Origin of the sequence: Corallococcus macrosporus DSM 14697, assembly GCF_002305895.1 — a bacterium.
Taxonomy (GTDB): Bacteria; Myxococcota; Myxococcia; order Myxococcales; family Myxococcaceae; genus Myxococcus; species Myxococcus macrosporus.
Map to the genome: position 1 here is coordinate 720,788 of NZ_CP022203.1, position 13,782 is coordinate 734,569.

The following is a 13,782-nucleotide window of genomic DNA, read 5'->3' on the forward strand; positions in this document are numbered from 1 at the left end:
TCCTTCAGACCGGCTCGGCGCTCGAAGCAGGCGAGGCCTCCGCCACGACCCGGGGCGCGTCCGCGGACAGACCCGCCGCGCACAGCACCACCACCGACATCCACACGAAGTCCGCCAGCAGCAGGTGCACGAGCTGCATCCACACCGGCGCCAGCAGCACCAGGTTGGTGACGCCCGCGCCGAGCTGCACCGCGTACAGCACGGTGATGGCGGACGCCGCGCGCCGCACGTCCTCGGACGGCCGCAGCCGCGTCACCCACCGCGACGCCACCACCAGGAAGGCCCCCACGCTCACCGCCAGCAGCGGGTGGAGCACGCGCAGCTTGATGAGGATGTGCGCCGTCTCCGACACGTCCTGCCGCAGCCCCTCCGCCAGCGTCGTGGAAGGGAAGAGCGTGTCCCCCAGCGCCGCGATGGCGCCGCTCACGCCCAGCACCAGCAGGCCCAGGAGGCTCAGGCCCATCAGCGCGCCCGGCACCCCCTGGCCCCGCAGGCGCAGGGGCGCGCGCCCCCGCGAGAACCAGATGACCAGCGTCTGCGCGCCCACCAGGAGGAACGTGTTCACCAGGTGCACGCCCATCCAGAGGGCCCGGCCCACCGAGGCGTTGTCCGCCACGTACTTGAGCAGGACGATGCCCGCGCCGACGAGCGCCTCCGTCACCATGAAGAACAGCGCCCAGGCCGCCGCGCTCCGCACCGGGTGGCCCTTGGCGTGCCCCCTCCGGGCCCACACGTAGAGCGCCAGCGCCAGAATCATCACCAGCCCGCTCGTCAGCCGGTGCGTGTACTCGATGAGCGTCTGGACGCTGGGGGCCCGGGGGATGACCTCGCCGTTGCACACCGGCCAGTGGTCTCCACAGCCGGCGCCGGAGCCCGTGGCGCGCACGAAGGCCCCCCACAGAATCACGACCAGCGTGAAGGCGAGCACCCCCAGGCTGAAGGCCTGGAACCGGCGGGACGAGGCAGCGTGGAGCATCGCGCTCCCCCTTAACGCACTTCCACCCTCGCCGCTGTCCTACATGCCCCCCGGCCACTCACCCCGGCCATCAGCGCGGCTGCTCGGCTGCCGGTCGGCGAGCCGGAGCGCATCCAGTGTATCCGGAATGGTTCACATGGATGCCGGGCCGCGCCCATTGGATATGCCCGCCCCCTGGCTGGGCACGCGGATGATTTCCATTTGAGTCAATGGGCCTCCCGGGCACTGGCACGCCAGGTGCTTAACACCCGGGACAGTGCATCCGACGCCTCGGCGGGCGCCGGAGACACCCACCTTTCGCATGGAGGCCGCCTCGGTGGCCTCGGCACCCCGGGTTGGAGTTTCCCCCCTCTCCGACCCGCGGGTGTGTTCTTCCAGAGGCGTGGACGCACGCCCCTCTGGAGCAGGTTCCCACAGGGGTGTGGGGAAACAGGGCGGAGCGCATCGCGGGCTGGGGCACTCCTCTGACTTCAGCCCGCGATGCGCATCTGCTCCGCGCCCAGCACCGCGGGGAACGGCCCGTAGGCCATGGAGCGCTCAATCACGTTCCGCAGCTCGCGCACGTTGCCGGGCCACGGGTGCGCCATCAGCGCGGCGATGGCATCCGGCCCCAGCCGCGGGGGCTCCAGGCCCTCGGGCGTGAGCTGGCGGACGAAGTGCCTCGCGAGCGCCACCACGTCCTCGCGCCGCTCGCGCAGCGGGGGCACGCGCACCGGCACCACCTGGAGGCGGTAGTAGAGGTCCTCGCGGAAGCGGCCCTCGCGCACGAGCTGGCTCAAGTCCCGGTGCGTGGCCGCCACCACCCGCACGTCCACCTCCACCGGGCGCATCTCCCCCAGGGGGAACACCTCGCCGTTCTCCAGGAAGCGCAGCAGCTTGGGCTGCACCTCCAGGGGGAGCTCGCCAATCTCGTCCAGGAAGAGGGTGCCGCCGTGCGCGGCGCGGATGACGCCCGGGTGGTCCGTGGCCGCGCCGGTGTACGCGCCGCGCCGGTAGCCGAAGAGCTGTCCCTCGAAGAGGTCCCGGGGCACGGCGGCGCAGTTGAAGGCCACGTAGGGCCGCTGCGCGCGGGTGGACAGGCTGTGCAGCGCCCGCGCCACCACCTCCTTGCCGGAGCCGGACTCGCCCGTGACGATGACGGTGGCCCGGCTGGAGGACAGGCTCGCCAGCTCCGAGCGCAGCCGCCGCATGGCGGACGAGGCGGCGATGAAGCCCGGCACGTCCGTGTCCCGCGCGTCCACGTCGTCGCCGGGCAGGGCGGGCACGTCCACCTGGGCGAAGCCTCGCAGCGTGGCCACCTCCAGCGCGAAGCCGCCCAGCCGGGAGAGCGCCGTCAGCAGCGCGCGGCCGTCCGGGGGCAGGTGCCCCGCGACGCCCAGGCGGAGCCTGCGGCCACAGCCGTCCCCGAACTCCACGGCCTCGGTGGCGGGCATGGAGGCGTCTCCGCCCAGGGGCGTGGCGCGGCCCTGGGAGTCCAGCTCCTCCAGCCGGGGCGCGCTGTGGGGGAAGAGGCCCTCCACCACGGCGAGCAGCTCCCGCTGGAGCAGGGGCGCGCCCATGCCGCGCACCGACAGCCGCTCGAAGGGCACCACCAGGGACTCGGCGCCCAGCCGCGCGTCCCTGTCGGGCGCGTGGGCCGCGTCGGCGGAGCGGGGCTCGCGGACCACGTAGTGCACGAAGTGCTGCTGGTGCACCACCATGCCCACGCGGTGCAGCTCCGCCTCGCTGGCGGCCAGCAGCTCGCCGGCGGCGGGGTCTCCCTCCATGCGCGCCAGCAGCGCCAGCAGGTGGCGCGTATAGACGGCCATGCACAAATCGCCGGTGAGGCTGAAGGTGCCCAGCGCGGCCTCCAACAGCGCCCGCGCTTCCGCGGTCCGTCCGTCCAGCACGTGCAGCAGCGCCTCGAAGCGGTGGAGCAGGGCGGAGTGCCACGCGGACGGCATGCGCTCCAGGAAGGCGCGCGCGCGCCGCAGCAGCACCAGCCCCTCGTCCCGCTGGCACGCGTAGACGCGGGCGTACGTCTCGTACAGCAGGCACTCGCGGCGCAGGTAGGGCCAGCCGCCCAGCTCCACCGCGCGCTGGCCGGCGGCGGCGAAGCCCTCGGCGGCGTGGACGGCCTTGCCCTCCGCGAGGTCCGCCAGCGACTCCGCGAACTGGGCATAGGCCCCGGTGAGGGCCCGCTGGATGGTGCCGTCGTAGGCCGTCAGGTGCCGGGACAGCCGGCGCAGGCCCGAGTACCGGCCGGTGAGCAGGTACAGCCGCGCGCGCGTCACCGTCAGGTACAGCGGCGTCCAGCGCAGCTCCTCCACCACCGCGTCCGCTTCATCCAGCACCGTCTCCGCTTCCGCGAAGCGCGCCAGCCGCAGCAGCGCCTCCGCCTCCGCGCGCGCGGCGAAGATGAAGGAGAAGCCGCGCGCCATGCGCCCGCCGTACGCGGCCTCTCGCGCGCGGCGGACCAACTGGAGCGCCTCGGACGGCTCGCAGGCCTCGTCCAGCCGGCGCTGGGCGAGGAAGGCCAGGTTGCGCGCCTCCAGGAAGGCGTACCCCATGCGCGCCGCGCCCTGCGCCACCTCGCGGAAGCGGCGCGTGGCCAGGGTGGCCTCGCCGCGCAGGGCGGCCTCGTGGGCGCAGGCGTCCTCGGCGAGCAGCCGCAGCGCCGGGTCCTTCACCCCCGCCAGTGCCTCGGCCAGCCGTCCGGAGCCGTGGGTGATGCGCTCCGCCTCGCCCAGGTAGAAGCCGCAGGCCACCTCCGCCATGCGAAGCTGGCAGCGCACCTCCGGGTCATCATGGTTGGCGAGCAGCGCCTCCGCGCGCGCCACGTACGCGGCGGACTTGCCCGCGTCGAACAGCTTCCCGTCCGGTGACGCGTAGAGGGTGGCCGCCATGGCGAGCACGCGCAGCTCCACCTCTTCCGGAAGGACGCCGGCCTCCGCGGGGCCCAGGTGGGGCAGCAGCGTGGTGAAGGCGCCGCGGCTGTCCTCGCGGCCCCAGCGCTGCAGGTAGGCCAGGCCCACCGCCGCCATGGCCCGCGCGCCCGGCGTGCGGAGCTGGCCTGAGGCCAGCAGGGACAGCAGGTCCTCCTCCGCGGCCCGCCACTCGGCGCGGGTGAGGTGGGTGACACAGGGGAGGATGCGCGCCAGCTCCTCGGGGTGCAGCTCCTGACGCCGGGAGACGAACAGGCCGGGCGTGGGCGCACCGCCCCGCGCGGCGAGCTGACGGAGGGCCACGGCCACGCGGCCGCGCGGACGGCGGGCCTGCGGGGCTTCGCTCGGCAGCTCCCAGCGGTAGACGGTGAGGGGGGTGACGCCCACCAGGCGGGCGAAGGCCGCGCGGCTCTGCTCACCTCGCAAGGCGCGGATGGTCTCGGGTTCCCACCCGGCGCTCTCCCCCTTCTCCTCCGGTAACTCCACGGCACCTGCCCCCTTTTGCCCCCGCCAAGGCCCATTCTCTACGGAGTTTCCCTGGGGGAATGCAATATGCAGCAGGCGACGAATGGAGCGCATGCCCTCCCGGGGAGAAAGTGTCGTCGTTATCGTCACTTCCGTGCCACGCAGACGTCCCCAGCCCCCATCTGCCCGTCTCCAACATGAACGCCTATTCAGGTTGGATGCCGCCCTGTCGGAGGCGCAGGCGCGCGAGGACGCGGCCGTGGAGGCCTGGGTCCGCCGGACGGGAAGGCTCCCACCCCGGAAGGTTCGCCGGAAGTGGGAGAAGCAGTGGCGGCGGGAGGCGAAGCGCGAGGCCCGGCGCGCCCAGCGGGAGGTGCGGTCCAACCGCTCGCGCAACCCTGGAAGGGGCGCCGCCTACATCGCGGTGGCGGTGACGTGCGTGCTGCTGGCGCTGGGGCAGCCGCGGCGGCTGTGGTGGCTGGCCTTCGTGGCCTTGGGCCTCTTCCTCGCGGCGAGCAAGCACCTGGAGCGTCCCCGGCGTGACGAGCCCCGCGCGTGGGACACCGGGACGCCGGAGCAGGAACCCGGAGCGGAGGCGGACCCCCGGGTGGCGAAGGTGGATGCCCTCTGCGCCCGGCTGACGGAGGCCCTGCGCGAAGGGCCGGCGGTGCTGCGCGAGCTGCTGCACGAGCCCGAGCGCACGGTGGAGTCGCTGCGGCAGGCGTGTCATGCGCTGGCGCGGCGTGAGCGGGAGCTGCGGGCGCTGGCGCCACCGGACGAGGCGCAGCGGTTGGACGCCGAGCGGGAGGCGCTGGCCGCGCGGGTGGACTCGGAAGCGGATGCGGTGGTGAAGGAGCGGCTGGCGGGCGCGTTGGAGGCGCTGGACGCGCAGCGGCGGCAGCGCGCGGAGCTGGCCACGGCGGCGGCGCGGCTGGAGGCCGAGCACATGCGCCTCTCCTACACGCTGGAGGGCCTCTACGCGCAGGTGCTGCGGGCGCGCTCGGCGGATGCCTCGGGAGAGGACGTCGCCGGGCTGGGGCTGCGGCAGAGCGTGGAGCAGCTCGGCGCGGAGGTGGAGGCGGTGACGCAGGCGCTGGAGGAGGTCCACGGCGCGCCCGGCGGTGGGGGCCGGACGCGGACGCGGTAGGGCCGCGGCGCCTGCGCGTGCGTCAGGCCGGCGCGGCAAGGGTGGCGCGGGGCGCGCACCGCTGCCCGCCCACCTTCATGGCCACCCACAGCGCGGGCAGCGCCAGCAGGTCCTCTGCATCCGCGACGTGCGCGACGGGGAGCACGCGGGGATGCCAGGGGGCGTCCATGACGTGCGCCCAGGCGGCTCGCGCGGGCCATTGCAGCAGCCCCAGTCCCCAGCGCCAGCCGTCCCCCGCGAGCGCGGAGACCTGGATGGCGGAGAAGCACAGCCCCGTCAGCAGGACGCAGGCGTGGAGCACCGCGCGGGACGGCTGGAAGTCCGTGCCGCCGCGCGCGGTGAGGTGCTCCCACAGCCCCTGGAGCAGCAGCGGGAACATGGCGAGCCCCGCCACGTCGGACAGCTTCCCCGTCCACCAGGACGGCCACTGGGCCTTGAACACGTGGTCGTTGAGGATGAGCAGCGCCACCGCCGCGACGGTGACGGGGTGGAGCATCGCGCTGCCCGGCGTGGGGCGCCTGGCGGTGGTCACGCTTCAGTTCTCCGAGATGGCGATGGAGATGGCGCGCTCGGACAGCTTCTTCCCGCTATAGGGGTCCAGCGACAGCGCCAGGCTCCAGGACTCCATGTCGACGGTGCCCGGATGCTCGCTTTCGATGCCGAACTCCAGCGTGCCCTCCCACACGCACTCCTGCCCGGCTTCGCATTGGATGTCGTGGTAGGCGTGGGCAGTGGCTCCGGTCGCGACGGGCTCGTTCTCCGTGAGGGGGATGCGTTCGGCCTGGGGGAAGCCGTCGGGCGTCTCGGCTGGCCACCGCACCACCAACGTGGGCGTCGCGCCAGGGACCGTGGTGTCTGGCACCCAGCGGGCCCTGATGCCGGTCGTCATGGAGAGGACGGAGGAGAAGCCGAAGCTCTGGGGCGCGATGCGCACCGTGACGTGGCGGACCGTCGTGGCCTGTCCGGTCGTGAAGGTGAACGGCAAGCCGGTGTGGGTGACGCTCACGCTGTTGTCCTCCGACGTCGCCAGGGTGGCGACGCAGGCCATGAGCAGCGCCGCGCGGATGGACCAGTTCCGGATACGAGAGCCAGGTGTGAAGCTGGACTGCGAGAAATGCACGGTGCCCCCTCCAAGTGGTTGCTGATGCAATAGAGCAACCGCCGTGCCGAGGCTGCTCCGAGGGAGCGGTCTCCCCCCTCTCAGGAGAACCGTGACTTTCCTGTCCTGGGTGGGGTGGCGGGCGTGTCAGAGTCGCCCCGCGCGCTCGACGGCGCCGGCGCTCAGCGGACCTCGGGGCAGTCCCAGACGTTGCGGGTGCCGAAGGGCCGGCAGGTGCAGACGTAGTCGGACCAGATTCCATCCGTACACGCCTGCGTCGCGCCCGGGCGGGGGCACGAGGTGTAGTGGAGGTCCCAGCAGAACGGGAGCAGCTCGCGGCCCTGGCTGGCCTCGTCGAAGGACTCCTGGCTCACGAGCGTCTCCGGGTCCACGTCCACCGACAGGTCCTCCGAATCAAAGTCGGACGCGGCGAAAGCGGGCAGGGACAGGGACAGCGCGATGAGGACGGCCTTCTTCATGGGGCGGGCTCCAGTGTGGGAGAGGGATTGCCGCGTCACATCTTCCACTGTGTCTGCTGAAGACAGCAATGTCTGGAATGCTCTGGTCACGCCCTGTCTGGCGAACGGCCATCCGTCCTGTGTCGGCACGGCCACGCAGGTCCATCAGTGCGAGGCGGCGTGCCGGGGGGAGTGCGCGGGGAGTTGAGCCGCGCGACGTCTCGACCGCCCCGAAGGTTCATGGGGCGGTCGGCGAGTCCCGTCGCGGGGCCTACTCGCTGATGGCGCCGCGGGGCGGAGGCTGCTGGGCCGTGTCCTCCGGAGCGGCGATGCGGACGGACTTGAGGTTGACGAACTCGTGGATGCCCACGTCCGCCAGCTCGCGCCCGTGGCCGGAGTGCTTCACGCCGCCGAACGGCAGCCGGGCGTCCGACGCCACCAGCGCGTTGACGAACACCATGCCCGCGTCGATGCCGTCGATGAAGCGCCGCTGCTCGGCTTCGTCCTGCGTCCACACGCTGGCGCCCAGGCCGAAGGGCGTCGCGTTGGCCAGCTCCAGCGCGTGGTCCACGTCGCGCGCGCGCAGCAGCGTGGCCACCGGGCCGAACAGCTCGTCGTGGAAGGCAGGGGCCTGGGGCGGAGGCTCGGCCAGGACGGTGGCTGGGTAGAAGTTCCCGGGGCCCTCCAGGGGCTTGCCGCCCAGCAGCAGCCTCGCGCCGGCCTTCACGCTGGCCTCCACCTGCGCGTGGAGCCCGTCGAGGATGCCGCGCGTCGCCAGGGGGCCCAGGTCCGTCTTCGCGTCCATGGGGTCGCCCACGGTGACGCGCTTCATCCGCTCCACGAAGCGGCGCTCGAACTCCGGGTAGATGGCGTCGGCGACGATGAAGCGCTTGGCGGCGATGCAGGACTGGCCGTTGTTGATGAGCCGCGCCGTCACCGCCGTCTCCACCGCCTGCTCCAGGTCCGCGCTGGGCATGACGATGAACGGGTCGCTGCCGCCCAGCTCCAGCACCACCTTCTTGATGGCCTTGCCCGCGGCGGCGCCCACCGCGCGGCCCGCGCCCTCGCTGCCGGTGAGCGTCACCGCGCGCACGCGGCGGTCCTCGATGACGCGATTCACGTCGGCCGTCTCGATGAGCAGCGTCTGGAAGGCGCCGCGCGGGAAGCCCGCCTGGAGGAAGAGCGCCTCCAGGGCCAGCGCGCACTGGGGCACGTTGTGCGCGTGCTTGAGCAGGCCCACGTTGCCCGCCATCAGCGCGGGCGCGGCGAAGCGGACCACCTGCCAGAAGGGGAAGTTCCACGGCATGATGGCCAGCACGGGCCCCAGGGGCTGGTAGCGCACGTAGGCCTGGCCGCTGCCCAGGTCGATGCGCTTGTCGCGCAAGAGGGCCTCGCCCTTGTCCACGTAGTAGCGGCAGGCGGTGGCGCACTTCTTCGCCTCGGCCCTGGCGGCGTCGAGGGGCTTGCCCATCTCCTGCGTCATGATGCGGCCGTAGCGGTCGGCCTCGGCCTCCAGCAGGTCGGCGGCGCGCCGCAGCCAGGTGGCGCGGTCGGCGAAGGTCGTCTGGCGGTAGGCGCGGAAGGTGTCGGCCGCCGTCTGGAGCTTCGCCTCCAGCTCCTCGGCGGTGAGGGGCGTGAAGGTGCGCAGCGTCTTGCCGGTCGCTGGGTCAACGGTGGAAATGGCCATGGAAGTGCCTCCTGGGGGCCCTGTGATAGCAGCCGGGCGCGGGGAGACCGTGCCGCTCGTGGCCCGAGCGTCCAGCCGTTCACTCCAGGGCTTTCGTGGCCCCGGCCCCTCCTTTATATGGGGAGCAGAACGGGAGACTGCCATGGCTGACATCATCCGCGAGCGCCGCTTCAACTTCCTCATCGCCGGGGTGCTGTCCTTTTTCATCCCCGGCCTGGGGCAGCTCTACAAGGGGCAGTTCATCCGCGCCGTCCTGTGGTTCCTGATGGTGGGCGCCGGCTACTGGTTCTTCATCATTCCGGGCATCGTGCTGCACTTCTTCTGTGTCCTGGGCGCGGCCTTCGGCAGCGCGGGCTCGGACCGCATCCGGCTCCCCGGTTAGCACCCGGGTTGTCCGGCAGGTTCGGGAGGCGGGAGGCTCGCAGGTGGCCTTCGGCGTGGAGGCCCTCAAGCGTCCCTAGAGCGCCGATCAGGTTACAGCGAGGGAGCAGGCAAGCGGCAGGGGATCGACGCGGGCTGTCGTCGCGTGCATAGGTCACCCCCTCACGGAGGTGGCTCATGGAACGCTGGAAGCCGACTGTGGAGCAGAGCGCACGGGAGCAGCGCCTGCTGAAGCTCGCGGGGAAGAGCAGGAAGCTCTTCGTCTTCCTGCGCGAGCATCAGCACGAGTTGTTCGATGAGGCCTTTCAGGACGAACTCGAGGCAATGTACCGGCAGACGGGCCAGGGACAAGCGCCGCAGCCGCCCGCGATGATGTGCATGGCGCTGCTGGTGCAGGCTTACACGCAGACGTCGGACGCCGAAGCCGTGTGTCTCTCGGCCACCGACAGCCGGTGGCGCATGGTACTGGACCGGCTCGGCACGGATGAGGACGAGCCAGCCTTCTCCCAGGGCGGGCTGCAGCAATTCCGGGAGCGCCTCATCGCGACCGAAATGGACCGCCGACTGCTGGAGCGCACCGTCGAGGTGGCGAAGCGGACGAAGGGGTTCGATTCGAAGAAGACGCCGAAGACGCTGCGAGTGGGGGTGGACAGCCGCCCTTTAGAAGGGGCCGGGCGGGTTGAGGACACCCTCAACCTGCTCGGCCACGCAGGCCGAAAAATAGCCGAGGGCATGGCGCTCGTGCTCGGCACTGACGTCGAGGAGGTGTGCCAGCAGGCCGATGCGCCGTTGCTGATGGCCAGCAGCATCAAGGCCGGCCTCGACATCGACTGGAGCGCGCCCGACGCGAAGGGCGAGGCACTCAATCGCCTGTGCCGACAGCTCGACCGCCTCATGGCCTGGGTGGCGAAGCAGTCGGCCTCGTGCGTCGCGGCTCCGCTGACGCGCTACATCGAAGCGCTCGCGCAGGTGCGCGAACAGGACCTCGAGCCGCGCCCCGAGGGTGGCGTGCAGATTCGACAGGGCGTGGCGGCCGACAGGCGCATCTCCATTGAGGACGCCGACATGCGCCACGGGCGGAAGAGCAAGAGCAAGCGCTTCAATGGCTACAAGCAGCACGTCGGCATCGACCTCGACACCGAGCTGGTGGTGGCCTGCGCCGTGACACCCGCCAACCGCCCCGAAGAGGAGGCGACGGATGCACTGCAGGAAGACATGGCCCACCAGAACCTCTTTCCCGACGTCCTGCTCGTCGACAGGGCGTACCTCAACAGCACGATGGCCGAGGACGTGCTGGCGAGCGGCGGCGACCTCGTCTGCCGCCCGTGGCGAGGAGCCAGCGCGAAGCCTGGACTCTTCGGCAAGCGCGACTTCAAAGTGAACATCCGCGACGGTACCCTCACGTGCCCCGCGGGCGAGGTAGAGCCCTTCGAGCCCGGCGCTGTCGTGCACTTCGACCCGGAAGCCTGCGGGCCGTGCAAGTTGCGCCCCAGTTGTACCCAGGCCGCGTCCGGCAAGGGGCGCAGCGTCACGATGGGCGATGACGAGCGCCTCCAGCAGCGCCTTCGCTCACGTCTGAAGACGCGCGCGGGCCGCGCACAGCTCCGCGAGCGGGTCGGCGTCGAGCATCGCCTGGCACATCTCGCCAACCGCCAGGGCCCGAAGGCCCGCTACCGTGGCACGCGCCGCAACCTCTTTGACCTCAGGCGACTCGGGGTCGTCCAAAACCTTGAGGTTGCCGCGCGCTACCAGCTCGCGGCGTGACCTAACCTGTTCGGCGCTCTAGTTGAAGCGCGTGACAGCCGACGTTCCGCGCGGGACACGTCCCGCCGGACGCCGGAGTGCATACAGTCACGGCCATGTGGCGGAGGCTCTGGCAGTGGGTGTCGGGATGGGACGTGGCGGTGACGCGGCTGTTGGGGCTGCTCCTGCTGCTGCTCGTGTGCTGCCTGGGCTTCATCGCCCTGTCGGACGAGGTGGCCGAGGGCGAGACGCAGCAGCTCGATGAGCGCATGCTGCTGGCCCTGCGCGACCCCGAGGACCCGGCGATGCCGCGCGGCCCCTGGTGGCTGCGACGCACGGCGGAGGATGTGACGGCGCTGGGCGGTGTCCCCGTGCTGACGCTCGTCACCGTGGCGGTGTGCGGCTTCCTCCTGCTGGTGCGGCGCTACCGCACGCTGCTGCTCGTGCTGGGCGCGACGCTGGGCGGCGCGGGCCTCAATGTCCTGCTCAAGCAGTTCTTCGCCCGGCCCCGGCCCTCCGTGGTGCCGCACCTCACCGAGGTCGTCAGCCAGAGCTTCCCCAGTGGCCACGCCATGCTGTCAGCCACGGTCTACCTCACGCTCGGCGCGCTGCTGGCCCAGCTCGCCGAGCGCAAGCGGCTCAAGATCTATGTCCTCACGGTGGCGCTGCTCCTGCCGTTCCTCGTGGGCCTGACGCGCGTCTACCTGGGCGTCCACTACCCCACGGACGTGCTCGGCGGCTGGTCGGCCGGGCTGGCGTGGGCGCTGCTCATGGCCGTCTGTGCGCGGACGCTCCGACGGCGCAGCCCCGCATTGCGCGCGGAGGCCCGGCGTCCGGTGGAGTGAGGCGCGGCGTCCGGTGGAGTGAAGCGTGGCGTCCGGTGGAGTGATTCGCACCCCCGGCCATGCGCGGGACGGTGAGTCGTGCCGCGGCGCGTCTTCCGTGAACCGGCCCGTCGCCGGATGACCTCGCCGTGCGTCCTTGAATCGGCGTCACGCTCAGGCTCCTGGCGTTCCGCGTCACGACCGTCCGCGCCCCCGCGCCGTTCAATGCGCGAAGCGCCTCCGAGCCGCGCTGCCCGGGCGCCCCGGCGGACACTGGCCCCAGGCCGCCCCCCGTGAGAGACAATGCGGCCATGAGCCCGTGGGACTGGCTGTCGCGGTGGAGCTGGGGCGGCGCGCCGGTGCCCGCCTTCTACGACGAGTCCTACCGGCTGCCGCTCACCGGCATCGAGTCCTCCGTGGGCATCGAGCCGCGCGGCGTGGACTTCACCACCTGGTACCTCCTGGAGGCCCGCGCGCTGCGCGCCCAGGACGTGCACCACCCGCAGCCGGTGAGCCTGGCCGAGCTCACGCGCGTGCATGACGCCGCCTACCTGGAGTCGCTCGGCCAGCCGGAGACGCTGGCGCGCATCTTCGCCACCGACCCCGCCGACGTGCCGGTGGACGCGCTGCTGTCCAACCTGCGCCGGGTGTGCGGCGGCACGCTGGGCGCGGCGCGGCTCGCGGTGGCGCGCAAGGGCCCGGTGGTGAACATGGCGGGCGGCTTCCACCACGCCGCCCCGGCGCGCGGCGGCGGCTTCTGCGCGGTGAACGACATCGCGGTGGCGCTCGCCGCCCTCCACGCGGACGGCTTCGACGGGCAGGCCGTGGTGTTGGACTTGGATGCCCACCCGCCAGACGGCACGGCGGAGTGCCTGGCGGGACAGAAGCGGGCCTGGCTTGGCTCGCTGTCCGGCTGCGACTGGGGCGCGCTGGCGCCCGAGGTGGACGAGACGCGCGTCCCCGAGGGCACCGACGACCGGACCTACCTGGCCCTGCTCGACGCGCTCCTGGAGCGCATGCCCCGGCCGGACGTGGCCTTCGTCATCGCGGGCAGCGACGTGCTCGCGGGGGACCGCTTCGGCCGCGTGGGCCTGTCGCTGGACGGCGCCCGGCGCCGGGACCGGGCGCTGGCGCGCGCGCTGCGAGGCCTCCCCAGCGTCTGGCTCCCGGGCGGGGGCTACCACCGCGACGCGTGGAAGGTGTTCGCGGGCACCGTGCTCGTCCTGGCGGGACAGGGCCGCCGCCGCATCAAGGCGCGCTACGACCCGCTGAGCGCGCGCTATCGACGCATCGCCCGCTCCCTGACGCGCGAAGGCGCGACGCCGCTGGACGAGCCCATCACCCAGGAGGACCTGGAGGGCTCGCTGGGCCTGGGCGGCGGCCAGCGCCAGTCACGCCTCCTCGGCTACTACACGGCGCAGGCGCTGGAGTACGCCTTCTTCCGCTACGGCCTCCTCGCCTACGTGGAGCGGCTCGGGTACAGCCGGCTGCGCGTGGCGGTGGGCTCGGTGGGGGAGGGGGACCGGATGGAGGTGCACGGCTGCGCGGCGGGCCAGGAGCACCTGCTGGTGGACTGCGTCGTGGAGCGCCGCGTGCTGGCCGGCGAGCCCTTCCTCTTCGTCAACTGGCTCGGCCTGCGCCATCCCCGCGCGCGCTTCAGCGAGGGCCGTGGGCGGCTCCCAGGCCAGGACGTGCCGGGGCTGGGCCTGGCGCGCGAGGCGACGGAGATGCTGCTCCTGATGGCGAAGCGCCTCGTCCTGGCGGGCGTGGCCTTCCGGCCCATGTGGTTCCACCTGGCGGTGCTGGCGCGCGCGCGCTTCCGCTTCCTGGACCCAGCGCGGCAGGGCCGCTTCGAGGCGCTGCTGCGCGATTTGGGCCACCTGCCCCTCCTGGAGGTCTCCCAGGCGGTGGTGGACGGCCAGGTGCTGCTCGACGGCCAGCCCTACGCGTGGGAGGCGAGCGACATGGTGTCGCGCCTGGAGCCCGCGGCGGGCGACGTGGAGGCCACGGCCCGGGAGCGCGAGCGCTGCCGCTTCACCTGGGAGCCCACCCGGCTGGCCACCGGGGCGTGATAGGGA

Annotated in this window: 11 protein-coding genes; 5 read left to right on the forward strand and 6 right to left on the reverse strand. The window is 72.5% G+C overall.

Annotated elements, in window-relative coordinates; genetic code table 11:
* Positions 1-4: 4 nt before the first annotated feature.
* Together MYMAC_RS03080 and MYMAC_RS03085 are read right to left on the reverse strand one after the other, a co-directional pair.
* Positions 5-976 carry a COX15/CtaA family protein gene (locus MYMAC_RS03080; protein WP_095956969.1) on the reverse strand — a complete coding sequence of 324 codons (972 nt, stop codon included), beginning with the start codon at positions 974-976 and terminating at the stop codon, positions 5-7.
* Positions 977-1,446: 470 nt separating this feature from the next.
* Complete coding sequence (locus MYMAC_RS03085) at positions 1,447-4,386, reverse strand: sigma-54-dependent transcriptional regulator (RefSeq protein ID WP_095956970.1); 2,940 nt, start codon at positions 4,384-4,386, stop codon at positions 1,447-1,449.
* Positions 4,387-4,579: 193 nt separating this feature from the next.
* Here MYMAC_RS03085 and MYMAC_RS03090 point away from each other — a divergent pair, with 193 nt between their 5' ends.
* Positions 4,580-5,512 (forward strand): hypothetical protein, encoded by a 933-nt coding sequence (locus MYMAC_RS03090; RefSeq protein WP_095956971.1) that lies wholly within the window; start codon positions 4,580-4,582, stop codon positions 5,510-5,512.
* Between the two features lie 22 nt (positions 5,513-5,534).
* On the opposite strand, the gene MYMAC_RS03095 is transcribed toward MYMAC_RS03090, so the two are convergent.
* The 4 genes from MYMAC_RS03095 to MYMAC_RS03110 form a co-directional block, all read right to left on the reverse strand.
* A complete protein-coding gene (locus tag MYMAC_RS03095) occupies positions 5,535-6,044 on the reverse strand; it encodes a hypothetical protein (protein ID WP_095956972.1) in 510 nt (169 codons plus the stop codon).
* Between the two features lie 3 nt (positions 6,045-6,047).
* Positions 6,048-6,632, reverse strand: a complete 585-nt coding sequence (locus MYMAC_RS03100; protein ID WP_095956973.1) for a hypothetical protein — start codon at positions 6,630-6,632, stop codon at positions 6,048-6,050.
* Between the two features lie 161 nt (positions 6,633-6,793).
* A complete protein-coding gene (locus MYMAC_RS03105; protein WP_013936253.1) occupies positions 6,794-7,090 on the reverse strand; it encodes a hypothetical protein in 297 nt (98 codons plus the stop codon).
* Positions 7,091-7,340: 250 nt separating this feature from the next.
* Entirely contained in the window at positions 7,341-8,756 is a 1,416-nt protein-coding gene (locus MYMAC_RS03110) for an NAD-dependent succinate-semialdehyde dehydrogenase (RefSeq protein ID WP_095956974.1), read from the reverse strand.
* 142 nt (positions 8,757-8,898) lie between these two features.
* Here MYMAC_RS03110 and MYMAC_RS03115 point away from each other — a divergent pair, with 142 nt between their 5' ends.
* From MYMAC_RS03115 to MYMAC_RS03130, 4 genes are all read left to right on the forward strand, one after another.
* A complete protein-coding gene (locus MYMAC_RS03115; RefSeq protein WP_013936251.1) occupies positions 8,899-9,138 on the forward strand; it encodes a hypothetical protein in 240 nt (79 codons plus the stop codon).
* A gap of 176 nt (positions 9,139-9,314) precedes the next feature.
* Entirely contained in the window at positions 9,315-10,901 is a 1,587-nt protein-coding gene (locus MYMAC_RS03120) for an IS1182 family transposase (protein ID WP_095956975.1), read from the forward strand.
* Between the two features lie 95 nt (positions 10,902-10,996).
* On the forward strand, positions 10,997-11,725 hold the full coding sequence (locus tag MYMAC_RS03125) for a phosphatase PAP2 family protein (RefSeq protein ID WP_095956976.1): 729 nt from the start codon (positions 10,997-10,999) through the stop codon (positions 11,723-11,725).
* A gap of 290 nt (positions 11,726-12,015) precedes the next feature.
* The gene (locus MYMAC_RS03130) at positions 12,016-13,776 is read left to right on the forward strand and encodes a histone deacetylase family protein (RefSeq protein ID WP_095956977.1); all 1,761 of its coding nucleotides are present in this window, start codon (positions 12,016-12,018) and stop codon (positions 13,774-13,776) included.
* Positions 13,777-13,782: the final 6 nt, after the last annotated feature.